The organism is Pelosinus sp. IPA-1, from assembly GCF_030269905.1.
In the GTDB taxonomy this organism is placed as follows: Bacteria; Bacillota; Negativicutes; order DSM-13327; family DSM-13327; genus Pelosinus.
In genome coordinates, this window is sequence record NZ_BSVC01000001.1 from 600,779 (window position 1) to 615,671 (window position 14,893).

Annotated in this window: 13 protein-coding genes and 1 other annotated feature; all 13 genes read left to right on the forward strand. The window is 36.3% G+C overall.

Annotation, left to right across the window (positions count from 1 at the left end; genetic code table 11):
- Positions 1–21: 21 nt before the first annotated feature.
- The 13 genes from QSJ81_RS02695 to tyrS all read left to right on the forward strand — a co-directional run bounded on the left by QSJ81_RS02695 (position 22) and on the right by tyrS (position 14,870).
- Positions 22–450: a MarR family winged helix-turn-helix transcriptional regulator gene (locus QSJ81_RS02695; RefSeq protein WP_285715870.1), complete on the forward strand. Its 429-nt coding sequence runs from the start codon at positions 22–24 to the stop codon at positions 448–450.
- A gap of 96 nt (positions 451–546) precedes the next feature.
- On the forward strand, positions 547–948 hold the full coding sequence (locus QSJ81_RS02700; RefSeq protein WP_285715871.1) for a pyridoxamine 5'-phosphate oxidase family protein: 402 nt from the start codon (positions 547–549) through the stop codon (positions 946–948).
- A gap of 311 nt (positions 949–1,259) precedes the next feature.
- Positions 1,260–2,072, forward strand: coding sequence for an amidohydrolase family protein (locus QSJ81_RS02705; protein ID WP_285715872.1), 813 nt, complete (start codon positions 1,260–1,262; stop codon positions 2,070–2,072).
- Between the two features lie 191 nt (positions 2,073–2,263).
- Positions 2,264–2,638 (forward strand): hypothetical protein, encoded by a 375-nt coding sequence (locus QSJ81_RS02710; protein WP_285715873.1) that lies wholly within the window; start codon positions 2,264–2,266, stop codon positions 2,636–2,638.
- A 268-nt stretch (positions 2,639–2,906) separates the two neighbouring features.
- On the forward strand, positions 2,907–3,602 hold the full coding sequence (locus tag QSJ81_RS02715) for a DinB family protein (protein WP_285715874.1): 696 nt from the start codon (positions 2,907–2,909) through the stop codon (positions 3,600–3,602).
- A gap of 547 nt (positions 3,603–4,149) precedes the next feature.
- The gene (locus tag QSJ81_RS02720; RefSeq protein ID WP_352230860.1) at positions 4,150–4,521 is read left to right on the forward strand and encodes a hypothetical protein; all 372 of its coding nucleotides are present in this window, start codon (positions 4,150–4,152) and stop codon (positions 4,519–4,521) included.
- Positions 4,522–4,562: 41 nt separating this feature from the next.
- Positions 4,563–5,090, forward strand: coding sequence for a GNAT family N-acetyltransferase (locus QSJ81_RS02725; protein ID WP_285715876.1), 528 nt, complete (start codon positions 4,563–4,565; stop codon positions 5,088–5,090).
- 313 nt (positions 5,091–5,403) lie between these two features.
- Entirely contained in the window at positions 5,404–6,153 is a 750-nt protein-coding gene (locus QSJ81_RS02730; RefSeq protein ID WP_285715877.1) for a hypothetical protein, read from the forward strand.
- Positions 6,154–6,512: 359 nt separating this feature from the next.
- Positions 6,513–10,169 (forward strand): dynamin family protein, encoded by a 3,657-nt coding sequence (locus tag QSJ81_RS02735; RefSeq protein ID WP_285715878.1) that lies wholly within the window; start codon positions 6,513–6,515, stop codon positions 10,167–10,169.
- Between the two features lie 340 nt (positions 10,170–10,509).
- Complete coding sequence (locus QSJ81_RS02740; RefSeq protein ID WP_285715879.1) at positions 10,510–11,223, forward strand: helix-turn-helix transcriptional regulator; 714 nt, start codon at positions 10,510–10,512, stop codon at positions 11,221–11,223.
- Positions 11,224–11,336: 113 nt separating this feature from the next.
- Positions 11,337–12,104, forward strand: a complete 768-nt coding sequence (locus tag QSJ81_RS02745; RefSeq protein WP_285715880.1) for an epoxyqueuosine reductase — start codon at positions 11,337–11,339, stop codon at positions 12,102–12,104.
- 33 nt (positions 12,105–12,137) lie between these two features.
- Positions 12,138–12,812 (forward strand): B3/B4 domain-containing protein, encoded by a 675-nt coding sequence (locus QSJ81_RS02750; protein WP_285715881.1) that lies wholly within the window; start codon positions 12,138–12,140, stop codon positions 12,810–12,812.
- Between the two features lie 497 nt (positions 12,813–13,309).
- Positions 13,310–13,567, forward strand: a binding site (T-box leader).
- Positions 13,568–13,658: 91 nt separating this feature from the next.
- A complete protein-coding gene (tyrS, locus tag QSJ81_RS02755; RefSeq protein ID WP_285715882.1) occupies positions 13,659–14,870 on the forward strand; it encodes a tyrosine--tRNA ligase in 1,212 nt (403 codons plus the stop codon).
- The last annotated feature ends 23 nt before the right edge of the window (positions 14,871–14,893 follow it).

Genomic DNA, 14,893 nt, shown 5'->3' on the forward strand with positions numbered 1-14,893 from the left:
ATATCTAACTATAATGTAAATATGAGACAAAATAATGCAATTGCACTAATGAGTAGAATAAAGGAAAAGGCTAATCGGTTTATTGTCAGGGAACTTGAGAAGCATGGAGTTCAAGGAATCGTTCCTTCCCACGGTGAAATAATAGTTCATCTTTTTGACAGTAAAGAATACACCATGAAGGAGTTAGCTGAAAAAATCCATAGGACTAAACCAACTGTTACTATTTTAATAGATAAACTTGTTGACTATGGTTATGTGACAAAGGAAAAAAGTTTGGAGGATAGCAGGGTCACATATATCAAACTAACCAATAAAGGGTTGGAGTTAAAACCTATATTTATAAAGATTTCAGATAAGCTAAATGGTTTTGTTTACGATGGATTAACAGAACCAGAAGCTGTATTTTTTGAAAAAATGCTTTCTAATATTAACAAAAGATTTGATGCATAAAAAAATGTGATAAAAATTAATAAGTCTACGAATTTCGTAGATAAATTAATTTTTAAATATATAGTTAGACAACTAACTAACAGGGGGATAATTAAAATGAAAGAAGTTATTGATTTTTTGAATTCAAATTCTATGGGAAGTCTGGCAACGGTAGAAAATGGGAAACCTCGTGTACGTCCTTGGGGTTTTATGCTTGAGCAAGGTGGGAAACTCTGGTTTTGCACGGCAAATACGAAAAATGTATTCCAGCAATTACAAATGAATCCAGCAGTAGAATTCACTTCTTCGTCACAAGCATACGTGACAGTAAGAGTAAGTGGTGAGGTGAAATTTAGTAAGGACTTAGAAATGAAAAAAAGGATTATTGAAAATAGTCCTATGGTAAAAGGCATTTACAAAACTCCAGAAAATCCAATTTTTGAGATTTTCTGTTTAGAGCATGGCAAAGCTATAGTATCCGATTTTAGCGGGCAGCCACCTAAGACATTTGAATTTTAGTATTTATAAGAATTAATAGAGACTGCAAAAAAAGTATTAGCGTAACGCTAATACTTTTTTTGTATATACTAATTGTAAAGCGTGCCATGTAGTGAAACTCATTTTTTTGAGTACTTTCTAAACTAGAGGAAAGATATTTTAATAAATCAACGTTTGCAGCAGGAAATCGGCAAATACGTCGCCTACTTTTCATTAGCAGTGTACGATGGTATGATAAAGATATATATGCGTTACTCTCTAAAAAACAGGCTTAAAATAATGTAGGATAAAATATACGCATAAGAAAACATTTGAGGAAGGATTAATGCCCAATGAAGATTATTGATGCCCATATCCACTTTTGCCAGGAGCCTTACTTTGATCAGATTGCAGAATTGGCGGGCCATAAAAATACTAGTGCGCATCTAAAAGATCAATATGCTGCGCAAAACATTGTCCATGGTGTGGTCATGGGCAACCGGAGTCTGCAGTTAAGTGAACACGATTACCCTGACTATCTTAGCTATTGTATTGGGCTGGATAGTACCTGCTTTAAAGTGGAAGAGGTAGTGCAGCAAGCGTATCTGGTAGAAAAACATTTGCAAAGAAAGAATTGTGTGGGAATTAAGCTATATCCGGGCTACAATCACTTTTATATTCACGATTCCGTGGTTGACCCGTTTTATCAGCTGGCAATGCAGTATAAAAAGCCAGTGGCCGTTCATACCGGATTGACAGCTACTAGCAATGCCTTGTTGAAATACAGTCATCCTTTGACTTTGGATGAGGCAGCGGTACGCTATCCTCAGGTTCAATTTGTTATGTGTCACATTGGAAATCCCTGGATTGTAGACGCTATCGCGGTCATTGAGAAAAATCAAAATGTAGCTGCCGACCTTTCGGGAATTTTGGAAGGACGGATCGATAGTATGCCGAAATTTTTTGAAAAAAAGCATGGCTATATTAACTTCTTAAAAGTATGGCTGGAATACCTGGACAACTATGAACGCCTATTGTATGGGACTGATTGGCCGCTGGCTAATATCTCTAACTATATTGAGTTTGTTGCCCATATTATTCCAGAAAGGCATCATGATAAAGTGTTTTTTGACAACGCTAACAGGATTTATGATCTTGGTCTTTGACAGGCAGCAAAGCTAATGGAATTGTAGTGCGGCCTTCGTTAAACTATAAATAGAGGGCTGATCTAAATGTTTAGGTCAGCCCTCTATTAGTCTTTTCGTTTAAAGAATTGGCAGCTTGTGCTCATTAGCTAGTTCTTTCTCAGACTCACAATCATATCTTATATTAAATTGAGTATAAGGATGATGCTAGGATGGCTTTTGAAAATCTGAAAGAGAATCCTCAAGATTCTACAATTGTTTTAACCATTGTAGGATTGCTTCTTGCTCAAGGATTAAATGCTGTGAATGCTGGTTTACTTGGACGAATTCTTATTTATCTAGGCGAAGTAGTGGCACTGATTGCCGTCTTGACGGCAGCCAAGGAGGAAGAAGAAAATACCCTGGCTAAACAAATGGAAGCAACAAAAGAAAATAAAATAACGACAGTCAGTAAGGAAGATGCGGCAAAAACTGATGAAGATAACATCAGAGTAATAATTAGCGAATTACAACAGCGAAATCAATATTTACAGGATCAAATATGGGCATTGCAAGAAGAATTATTAAATATAAAAAATAAGCATTAGCTATCTCAAAAACCGTGGTATTTACATTGTTGATTTCTAATCAAGAGAAAGTCCTTTAATTTGCCTTACATATTCTGTCGCTATTGCCGAACCTGCTGAATTTTGTTCAAATTTGGCAGGGATTTTTCATTTTAAAGGAAATGTATAATTAAGGGAAATATAATAGTTAGGTATTGTCTAAAAAAATTCACAAGAACATCCCATTGTAACTTTCCTTAGTTTGAATGTGGTGTCGCCTCGGTAACAATTAAAGAAAGAAGTGATAAGTATGCATGATGAGATAGCTTTATGGGGATTAAATCAAAAATTATTAAGAGATATATTATTAAAACCAGATAAATTTAATGAAGCTATTAAATTGTGTTTAGAACAGCACTCAATGGTACATTCATCTGAAATGTCACAAATAAATATTGTAACTTTTGAGGATGAATTGTGGGAAGGCCTGGACGAAACTACATTTCGCACCATGCCTACTGTGAAAGATGAAACTATTGCTTGGAGTTTATGGCATCTGACAAGGATAGAAGATATAACAATGAATATATTAGTTGCGGGCGATATTCAAGTTATTAATGAGGGGAATTGGCTTGAAAAGATGAATGTAAAAGTTTGTGACACGGGTAATTCTATGACTGATGAAGAAATTATTGATTTAAGTTCAAAAATCAATATGCAAGAGTTACGTAACTATAGAATAGCTGTAGGTAGAAAGACTCGTGAGGTTATTCGAGGCTTTCAACAAACAGACTTAAAAAGAAAAATGGAACCTGCTAGGCTAGAGCGTGTTTTAGATGAAGGAGCTGTTTTAAATGTTGATGGTGCAAATTGGTTAATTGACTTTTGGGGCAGAAAAAATATTGCAGGAATTTTACTTATGCCTGTAACTCGTCATCAAATTGTACATATTAATGAATCAATGCGTCTTAAAAATAAATGTCAATCTTCACGAATCAAAAAATAGAACTATTTGAATTAACAAAAGCAAATAATCAAGTACAATCAAGACTGGATATTCATAGAAAAACGCCTGCAAAGTAGCTTGACTTTGTAGGCGTTGCATTTAAATATTTTACTGATTTTCACTCTACTTTTTTGCTTGCAATCCAAGTGAAAAGTAATATAATTAGAAATAGGTGGAAATTAAAAAGTCGCCGTGTCCTAAGAGTGTTGGAGCACTCTCAGGCACGAGCAGGTGGATCAGCACCTACACGTAACAGTTACCTGTCTACGACGACAATTTATTATACCGTGATCTTTCCTTGAAAACAAGGGATGGTATGTTCGGGATAGTAGGATTGTAGCTTAGGCAGAGGCTGAGCGTCTGCATGCAATCAAGATGAAGCAAAGCGCATGTGTAGGTTTAAAAAACCTCGCATGGGCTTTTTAATTTCTCCCATGATACTAGCTGTGTGCTGGCTTCTTCTATTGGTATCTTTAGGTAGAAGAAGCCCCCATACAGTATGAATATGGGGGGATATAAATTGGTATCAATAAAAACTAGGAGAAAAATGATAAGCCGGCGCTGCCAAAGGAATTTGACAGAAAGAGTGGAGACCATTCAACCCCAGAAGGGAAGAGAAGAGATTAACGTGCCCATTAAAAGTATGCTTACCGGCCAATGGATGGAGAAAGGTGATGCGTTACGGGATTGGCAAGAATTTATTTTTATGCGCCAAGAGAAAGCAGAAGGGAAGTTACAATTTGGTGCCTTCTCGAGTGAATATACAACGATAATGGAACAAGTCGATCAACTATTAGAAGGGCAGCCGGGAAAAGTAAGTGAAGCCGTTACCCAGTTAGTTGTGACAGCTACGTATATGCACTATAACAAGGGCTTTTTTGATGGCATGAAGATTGGCATGGTTATGGGGAATTTATAGGTAGATATACTATTTAGGAACTATCCAAGAAAGGTGATTTTATGAATGAACTTGAACTATTGCTGCCTAGTAAAGAACTTGAATTTGCAGCACTTGAATATAAAAGAGAACATTCCGATAATCAAGAGTATGAGCTGCATGGGAGTTCCCTTTTTGACCACACAGATTCATATGATGATTGGTTAGAAAGATTAAAAAATAATTCAAATGAACAGACAGCAAATCTCAATTGGGTAGTCTCAATCACGTTTTTTGCTATTCGCAAACGCGATAGTAAGATTGTAGGCATGGTTGATATCAGACATACACTAAATGAGTATCTGAACCTCTATGGCGGAAATATAGGTTATGGTGTGCGACCCTCTGAAAGGAAGAAAGGATATGCTACAGAGATTCTCAAATTAGCGTTGAAGTATTGCAAACAATTGGGCTTAGAAAAAGTCATGCTTGTTTGCTATAAAGACAATAAGGCTTCGAGAAAAACGATTCTAAATTGTGGAGGTATATTAGAGAAAGAGTTTATATATACCGATGGGGAAATTGTACAAAAATTTTGGGTTTCCCCATAAAAGTGGATGGTAGTGACTAAAAAGAGCCCCCTGAAGTGACATTTTTATTACTTGGCCTCCTTTATGTAGTAACGATATAGCATATTAACTTTAATACATTCAAAAAAGTACGCTAATCGCATCTGGTTTGCGTACTTTTTTTGAGATTGATTTATAGATTATCAGGGAATAGTATAAATGAGTATTTTATTACTATAGGGAGAGCAAGCGAATGTTGCTGCCATCTGCATATTGGTACTATGGGTTGGTTATAATTAGTTTGGTTTTACTGGTTCTGTCACTAATATACAGGAGGGACTGGAAGCTCCTGGTATTGCAAATTAATATTGCTGCCATAATCCACCCTTTTGAGATAATAATATTCATCATAATGAATGCATACCAATATTTTCCTGGAATTCTACCTGATCCCCAAATGGATAACTATTTAGGATCATATGTGTCAAACTCATTGATTGTTCCGGCTTCGGCGGTAATAATTAACGCATTCTCGCTTTCCATGGGTTATACACTTGGGATAGCTGCCTTATTTACCGGTATCGACTGGTACTTTGCAGCAATAGGTATTTATAAGCACTTTTGGTGGAAATCAATTTATACGGGAATTGGACTTAGTATTATATATATACTAAGCAAACGAATTTGGGCCGGGCTACGGGAGCAGCAGCCAACGCTAATATTTAGGCTTTTAGTGATTTATCTAACCTATGCGCCAATTTATAATATAATCATTTTTCTACTAAATAGAGGGGGACATTTATTTAGATTCCAACTTCAGTGTGCAGGAGAGCCAGAAAAAATTCATCAGGGGCTTTTTTATATATACCTTTTTATAACTAGTATTATCGTTACATTATGCATCGGTCTAAAGTTGCGCCTGCGTTATCGGCTTCTTGGTATCATAGTATTGGTTCTTTTAAATTGGGCAATCGGCCACTACCATATTTTTGTTCCCCAAGTTGCAGATGTTTCAGCACATCAGTTAATCTTAGTGACAATCATAACAGTTCCTACTGTGAGCCTTCTTTTTTTGATGGCTAAATTGAACTATCTATTTCCTTGATTGCCGGTTGGTAGGGTTTAATCTTTAAAAATATAGATCGCCCGCTGCATGTAATCTACTCCGTAAAACCCTATACCTTTAAACAGTAAGCTCAACCTGTGAAGGTACTATATTACAATTGTGTTCGCATTATGTAAGAAGAATCTTCCATTGGTGGTATATCCATAAAAGTAACATTTTCTACGAAAAATTTACATTATATATCATCAATAAACCCGCGAATTTCGCGGGTTTATTGATCTTGATTCTTATAATTAACGTAGGACACTGCGCGTAGTAGAGAACATAACGTTGCCTATTAGTAGCTGTATCGTATAAAATAGAACGTATTATAAAGTTTGTTGTAAGGGGAATTAGTTATGATTCAAACTGCGAATCTTCAAGTGACAATTCAATCATTAAAGGGGCAGCTTTTAGCTGCTTATGAATATTTAGTAGAACACAATGATCAAGAAAATGCGGTCAAAGCCAAGCAATTAGCAGGTAAATTAGTAAATGAGGAATTTGCCATTGCATTTTGCGGACATTTTTCTGCAGGAAAATCAACGATAATTAATCGATTGGTGGGGGAAAATTTACTGCCGTCAAGCCCAATTCCAACCAGTGCCAATCTTGTAAAAGTTAAAGCGGGAGAAGAGTATGTAAAGGTATTTTTTAAAAAGGGGAAACCTCGTTTATATCTCGCTCCATATGATTTTAAAATGGTAAAAAACTATTGTAAGGATGGGGATCAAATCCAGGCAATTGAAATTAGTCATTCTGATTCCCAGCTGCCAAGTCAAACTGTTATTATGGATACGCCCGGTATTGATTCTGCAGATGACGCCCATCGTATTGCCACGGAATCCGCCATTCATCTTGCTGATTTGATTTTTTATGTAATGGATTATAATCATGTTCAATCAGAATTAAATTTTATGTTTACAAAAGAGTTAACAGAGGCCGGCAAAGAGGTTTATCTTGTTATTAACCAAGTTGATAAGCATTCCAATCAGGAACTTTCCTTTTCCGAATTTAAAACAAGTGTGGTTGAATCATTCTCATCATGGGGAGTAAAACCGGCTGATATTTTTTATACCTCTTTAAAAAAAGATGACCATGAATATAATCAATTTCCTGAGTTGCAGGCTTTTTTAGCGGAGCGATTAAAGGAGAAAGATAGCTTACTCCTTCAATCTATTTTTCATTCTCTGCAAAAAATCATCAAAGACCATTTGAATCTAACAAAGAAAAAAAATGAACTGGAGCTAGAGCCATTCAAGGATATCTTAAATGAATTATCTGCTGTGGAGCAGGAAGAGTTAGCAGATAACTACCACAGGCTGAGTGAAGAAAAAAACGCTTTAGGCGAGGGGCCAGAAAAAGCAGAAAGCGAATTTGATTCTGAGGTCAATAAAATCATGGCAAATGCCTATTTGATGCCGTTTGAAACCAGGGCGCTTGCGGACTCCTATCTTGAATCGTGTCAAAGTGAATTTAAAGTTGGATGGCTGTTTACCAAACAAAAAACCTTAGCTGAGAGAGCGGAAAGATTAAATCTCTTTTACCAGGGAATACTCGAAAAAACAAAATCACAGATAGAGTGGCATCTTCGTGATTTTCTGTTACGATTTTTAAAGGACAAGCGGGTCGAAAATAAAGAACTGCTCGCCAAAATCCAGAACTTCAATGTTCATTTTTCAAAGGACCTATTAGAAGCTGCTGTAAAAACGGGGGCACGTTTATCCGATACTTATGTTATAAATTACACGGATAATGTTGCAACAGAAATTAAACTTTTGGCTAAAAGCCGTTTAGCTGAGCTTAAGAGCGAAATACTAAATGCCCTGCAGGATAGAAATACAGCACTCCAAGCAAGAATAACCCAAAAATCAGCAAGCCTAGAGCGGTATATCACCGCACTTGAGCAGGTGAAAAAATATGAGTCAGCCGAGAGTCTTGAGCAAAGGTCGCTTGAAAGGCTGCTTATCGAGACAAATGGGGTGGAGGATGACCATTTCCATTTGTTTGACCTAGAAGAAGAGGATTGTGAGGTAGTTTATGGGGAAACAGGACAGGCGACTCAGGTACAGAAAAAATCGAGTCTTCCGATGAACAAGCCGATCCTAAAAGAAAAAACGCCATTACCCGCTAACGCCTCAGACCGGATGAAACAGACCGCTGAAAAATTGAAGAAGACGGCACAACTTGTTCAAGGGTTGCCGGGCTTTAAGAAGCTTGCTGGTGAACTAGAAGAAAAAGCGGAAAGATTAGATCACAAGGGTTTTACTGTTGCCTTATTTGGGGCATTTAGTGCTGGTAAATCTTCTTTTGCGAATGCTTTAATCGGAGAAAGAGTGTTGCCTGTTTCACCAAATCCAATGACAGCGGCAATAAACAAAATTAAACCGATCAATGAGTCATATTCACATGGGACTGTTCTCATTAAGCTTAAAGAGGAAGCTGTTATGCTCGAAGAGGTAAATCATGCCTTGAGGCTATTTGATTCTCATGCCCAGAGCTTAGCCGATGCAAGGGCAAAAGTAGAAAAGCTCAATGGAGATTTGGGCCAGCAGGGTGCAGCCGAGAAGACAAATTATGCTTTTTTGCAGGCCTTTACCCGGGGGTATGCTGCTTTTAGCGAACAGCTAGGTACTGTACTCAAAAAAACAGTAACGGAATTTAGTGATTATGTTGCAATAGAAGAAAAATCCTGCTTTGTCGAATGGATTGATCTTTATTATGATTGTCCTTTAACCCGGAGTGGAATTACTCTAGTCGATACCCCGGGGGCGGATTCCATTAATGCCCGTCACACTGGAGTGGCCTTTGACTTTATCAAAAATTCAGATGCGATTTTATTTGTAACTTACTATAATCACGCATTTTCAAAAGCAGATCGGGAGTTTTTAATTCAGCTGGGACGTGTAAAAGATTCCTTTCAATTAGATAAAATGTTTTTTATGATAAACGCTATTGATTTGGCCGATAATGAGGAAGAAAAGGAAACCGTTACTCTATATGTCCACGAGCAGCTAATAAAATATGGAGTCAGAAATCCTCACTTATATCCATTATCAAGCTTACAGGCACTGAAAGAAAAAGAGGAAAAGACAACCCTTACCGTTTCAGGAATGTCAGCTTTTGAGGAGGCTTTTTATCATTTTATTACCAATGATTTGGCTAACTTGGCGGCTCGAGCATCCGAAAATGAACTGAATCGTGTTTCTCGCTTAGTAGCAAAGCTCATTGATAGTACCAAAGAAGATGCTGCAGTTAAGCAGCAAAAACGAGCAAATATCCAAGCAGAGAAAGCGGGTATAAACGAAATTCTTGTTGCGCAAACGGCACAAGATTTAAAAAAACGCCTGTATCAGGAAACAGAAGAATTAATTTATTATATCAAGCAACGGGTATTTTTACGTTTTACCGATTTCTTTAAAGAAGCGTTCAATCCTACTGTGTTACGCGATGATGGCCGTAACCTGAAAAAAGTTCTGCAGAGTGCACTGGATGAATTACTCGAACAAATTGGGTTTGACTTTGCCCAGGAAATGAGAGCGACGACTGTAAGACTGGATCGCTTTGCTGAAAAAATGACAGCAGAGTATCAAGCAATGCTTGTCGAAACGATTCGTGAGACGAATCAGGACGTATCTTTTTCCCTTTTTGAATTTGAGAATAAAGCACAAATTGATTTTGAAGTCGCTTTCAAAGATATTCAATACGGGCTTTTTTCGCAAGCAATGGCTTATTTTAAAAATCCAAAATCATTCTTTGAAAAAAATGAGAGTAAATTAATGAGTGATGAGATGTATCGTGTGCTGAGCTCTGCGGCAGATGAGTATTTACAGAATGAACAAAAACGGATACAGGCTCTATATGGAAATGTCATGGAAGATGAGTTTGAACAATTAATCTCGCACATGACGGAACAGACTGATGACTTTTATTTAAGTTTGCTCTCAGCCTTGGATGGCGGAGTTCCAGCCGAACAGCTAATGAAGATCCAGCAAAGCTTAACAGAACTTATGTAAAGGATGAAAGCAGAATGAACGATTAGCTGTCAAGTTGCTGCCATTGGTGCCATCTCTTCAAACCAACATACAGCCCGTGAAACATTATATAATAATGTTTCACGGGCTGTTCTATTGCCTAGAAAAACATGTGAATCCAATGAAAAATGCCATTTCTATTACAAAGTAATCTTTTCTTGTTGCAATACTGCCAATGTTCTCCCTCTCACGAAGATTTAAAATGAATATACATTCTATAATTTACTTCCCGTAAATGAATAGCAGTTTATAGACCATAATAGTATAATTAGCTTCAAAGCTATGTTAATGATGTAGAATAATATGAAAAAGGTGAATCATTTTGAATAGTATTACGTGTGAACGCAGGATATATGATTATAAACTTAATACACATGCTCATGCATATGGCCAATTAATTTTACCACTTCATGGAAGCCTATATATAGAAACTACTTATAAAAAACTTATACTAGAAGATGAGTGTTTGTTCTTTCTTCCACCAGAATGTAATCATACTTTTAATGCTGATAAAAGTAATGAATTTTTGGTTTTAGATATAGCTGACAATATGCTTAGTAAGCATGATATGGGAAAAATGGTAGGTGGAAGGGAATTCTCGTTTGATGATAGGTGGAAAGCTATCAGATTTTTACTGCTAGAAGAAGCTAACAACCAAAAAAGCTCTAGCGCTATTAATAACTTATTTTTCTATGCTTATCATCTTATTGCTGATGAATATATACCTCGTTCTATAAACTATATAAATGAACATTATACAGAAGATATAAAATTAAAAAAATTGGCGGATATTGAGCATTATAATATTAGTTATTATAGTGAATGGTTTAAAAATAATATGAAAGTATCACCTATTGAATATATACAAAATCTGAGGGTGAAAAAGGCAAAAGAACTTCTCTTAAATACGAATTTTACAATTTTGCAAATTGCTCAAATGGTAGGGTATAATCACAATTCATCATTTACTAGAATATTCAAGGAGTTAGAAAAAATAACACCTGTAGAGTTTAGAAAAAAACTAAAAATAGGCTAAAAACTAACTGGATTTAGGAAAAGACTTATCTAATAAAAACACTATAATAGTATATAGAAAAGCATAAAGAAGTTGTTCTTTATGCTTTAAATGTTTAAAAGAGGAGAATTGTAATGCAAGAATTGATATGCAAATGGATTAAAGACTATGTAAGTACCTATCCGCAGATGGTTAATACCTTAAGTCGATGGCAAGAACCGCTCATTGGCTTTGCTGATGCCGCTGATGAAAGATTTCTGAGTTTGCGCGATAAGGTCAGTCCTAGTCACGCGATGCCCAAAGATTTTTTAAATGATGCTCGTACTGTTATTTCTTACTTTATTCCCTTTGCAGAAGATATAATAAAAAGTAATAGTGCAGGTACTGAGGCTTCTAAGGAATGGGTTATCGCTTATATTGAGACAAATAAGCTTATTTTCGATCTAAACACTTACTTGCGGGATCAACTATGCACCATGGGGTATAATGGTACTGTTATTCCAGCGACACATAATTTTAACACCCAAACGCTTATTAGCGATTGGTCTCATCGGCACATTGCTTATATTGCAGGACTGGGAAATTTTGGTGTAAATAATATGTTAATTACCGAAAAAGGCTGTTGTGGTAGATTGGGCAGTATTGTCATGAATGTGCCCATCGAGCCTAGCAAACCTTTAGAAAAAGAAAATTGTTTATATAAACATGGCGGTGGATGTAAGAAATGTGTCAACAGTTGTGTAAATGAGGCACTTACAATAGAAGCATTCGATCGGCACAGATGTTATACTAAATGCTTGGAAAACGCAAAAATGTACTATGAACTTGGTTTGGGAGATGTATGTGGAAAATGTTTGGTCAATATGCCTTGCTCCCGCACAAATCCAACTCGATTGCTGTAATGAATCATAGATTATTAGAGGTGTGTTTATATTATGATTGAAATTAAAATTGGCGAAGAACTTCAGAAAGTTTGCCCTGAAATGACACTAGGATGTATACAAGCACATGTAAAGGTAGAAAGCAGCAGTAATGATTTGTGGCAAGAAATTAACAGTTGTTGCGATGGCCTGAAAAGTGAAATACGTATAGAAGATTTAGCGTCCTTACTTAGGATAAAAGACGGAAGAGAAGTATATAAAAAACTAGGTAAAGTGCCTAGTAAATATAGGCTGTCTTCGGAAGCATTAATAAGAAGAGTATTGCAAGGAAAAGGAGTTTATAAAATAAACAATATTGTAGAGATTAATAATTTAATATCATTAAAATCTAAGTTTCCTATTGGTTCATATAATATTGCAAACCTTTATTCTCCTATTTCTTTAGTGATAGGTAAGGAGGGGCAAGAATACAAAGGCATTGGCAAAGAACTTATAAATATAGAAAATCTTCCCGTTTTAACGGATTTAATGGGCAGTTTTGGAAGTCCTACAAGTGATTCAGAAAGAGCCATGATAACAACTGATGTAAATGAAATAGTAATGTGCATTTTTTCTTTTAGCGGTAGAACTGATGTAAACGAATATTTACAATATGGTAAAGAACTTTTAGAAAGATATGCAAACGGAAAGAACATTGAAACTAAAATAATAGGAATTACCGCCGATTGAGCAAGTAAGAACAAGTATTTAAGAACGTGCCATGTAATGGAACTGATTTTTAGGGGGGATTTCGTGGACAAAAAGCCTAATAGGTTGATAGAAGGGAAAAACCCATATTTGCTTCAGCATGCCTACAATCCAGTAAATTAGCACCCTTTGGGTGATGAATCATTTGAAAAAGCGAAGCGGGAAGTTACGTAATATCCGATGTACTTCTAGGGCTTCAGGGCGATTCTTATTCACGTTCTTTATTGCATGGAATATAAAAATAGACATTGGTCAATTTATTGACTAATGTATGGGGTATAAGTTGAGGCTTGTTGATGTCCCTCATGTGAGGTTCGAGATTATAAGGATGTATTTATATTTTATTGATGTGCAAGGGGTTTTATATAGAAACTAGATTTAGCACCTATTGACTTGTTATAATCTATAGGGTATGATTTTATTAATTTAATATCTGCATAACGAAGATTTGCGGTATTCCGCATTTTGGAGTATAAGAAATAAAAGCTGTGATAAGAATTAGTAGCAATCAGGATGCCAAACAGAAAGTTACCGGGTGATGAGAGGTGCATGGATAGTGATTGTGAATACATCTTGGAGCTTCGCACCGAACTAATTTATTCAGTAGGCTGCGACGGGACCCGTACCCGTTATCGTACTAGAGTATCTCATCTTATGGTGATGTACTTGAAAAGGTGAGCAATGTGAGTTGCTTATGAAACTAAGGTGGTAACACGAGATATAAACTCGTCCTTTTGGAAACAAGAGGATGAGTTTTTTTATTGTCTGCTTTTGCCTTCTTATAGACCTTGCAAATATTGAAAAAAATATTTCAGGGAGTTGTTAAATATGTTAACACCAAAGGAGCAGCTGCGAATTATCTGCAAAGGGGTACACAATCTTGTAAACGAGGAAGAGTTGTTTGCAAAGCTTAAAAAATCCTTTGACCAGAATAAACCGTTGACCATCAAACTAGGGCTTGACCCTTCAGCTCCAGATATTCATCTTGGTCATGCAGTTGTACTGCGTAAAATCAAACAAATGCAGGATTTAGGTCATCGTGCGGTGATTATAATTGGTGATTTCACTGGAAAAATCGGTGACCCGACAGGAAAATCTAAGGGCAGAATTGCCCTGACCGATGAACAAGTGAAAGAAAACGCCAAAACCTATTGCCAGCAGATCTTTAAGGTGCTTGATACAAGAAAAACCGAAGTGCGGTTTAATAGCGAATGGCTTTCTAAGCTTACTTTTGAAGATGTTATCAAACTTGCTGCTACCAGCACCATTGCCAGAATCTTGGAACGAGATGATTTTCAAAATAGATATCAAAATCAAATTCCAATTGGAGTTCATGAATTTTTTTATCCACTGATGCAAGCGTATGATTCGATTGCAATTAAAGCGGATATTGAGTTGGGTGGAACCGACCAAACATTTAACATCCTGATGGGCAGAACTCTTCAAAAAACACTGGAACAGGAGCAGCAAATTGCCATCTTTATGCCTATCCTCGAAGGCTTGGATGGTGTAGAGAAGATGAGCAAAAGTCTCGGCAACTATATCGGTGTTAGTGAACATGCCGAGGTGATGTTCAAAAAAGTAATGGAGGTTCCTGATGATCTTATAATCAAATATTTTGAGCTTGCTACAGACGAGCATCCCAATGAAATTGACAAGATCAGAGCAGAATTGGATGGTAATGCAAACCCTAGAGATATTAAATATCGTTTAGCCAAAATCATAACGTCGCTCTATCATACCCTAGAGGATGTAGAGAAAGCAGTTGCATATTATGACATAGCATTCAGAAAAAAAGCCATTCCCGATGATATCCCAGAACTTTTAATTAAAATCGGAAAAGAAACTATTGCGGACATTATTCCACAGTTAATGGAAATGCATTTTGTAAAAAGCAAAAGCGAATTTATTCGATTGGTAAATCAGGGTGGCGTTTATATGAACAGTGCAAAGTTAGCACCAGATAATATAGATAGAGTCATTATTTGCGATGATGTCATGAAAATTGGGAAAAAGCGTTTTGTCAAATTTATAAAATAATGCCTTTTTAAAAACACATATAG

Excerpts from the sequence above, each read along its gene's own strand:
- QSJ81_RS02720 (WP_352230860.1), top strand. The coding sequence starts at position 4,150 with ATGATAAGCCGGCGCTGCCAAAGGAATTTGACAGAAAGAGTGGAGACC.
- QSJ81_RS02705 (WP_285715872.1), top strand. The coding sequence starts at position 1,260 with ATGAAGATTATTGATGCCCATATCCACTTTTGCCAGGAGCCTTACTTT.
- QSJ81_RS02700 (WP_285715871.1), top strand. The coding sequence starts at position 547 with ATGAAAGAAGTTATTGATTTTTTGAATTCAAATTCTATGGGAAGTCTG.
- QSJ81_RS02715 (WP_285715874.1), top strand. The coding sequence starts at position 2,907 with ATGCATGATGAGATAGCTTTATGGGGATTAAATCAAAAATTATTAAGA.
- QSJ81_RS02695 (WP_285715870.1), top strand. The coding sequence starts at position 22 with ATGAGACAAAATAATGCAATTGCACTAATGAGTAGAATAAAGGAAAAG.
- QSJ81_RS02725 (WP_285715876.1), top strand. The coding sequence starts at position 4,563 with ATGAATGAACTTGAACTATTGCTGCCTAGTAAAGAACTTGAATTTGCA.
- QSJ81_RS02710 (WP_285715873.1), top strand. The coding sequence starts at position 2,264 with ATGGCTTTTGAAAATCTGAAAGAGAATCCTCAAGATTCTACAATTGTT.
- tyrS (WP_285715882.1), top strand. The coding sequence starts at position 13,659 with ATGTTAACACCAAAGGAGCAGCTGCGAATTATCTGCAAAGGGGTACAC.
- QSJ81_RS02750 (WP_285715881.1), top strand. The coding sequence starts at position 12,138 with ATGATTGAAATTAAAATTGGCGAAGAACTTCAGAAAGTTTGCCCTGAA.
- QSJ81_RS02735 (WP_285715878.1), top strand. The coding sequence starts at position 6,513 with ATGATTCAAACTGCGAATCTTCAAGTGACAATTCAATCATTAAAGGGG.
- QSJ81_RS02745 (WP_285715880.1), top strand. The coding sequence starts at position 11,337 with ATGCAAGAATTGATATGCAAATGGATTAAAGACTATGTAAGTACCTAT.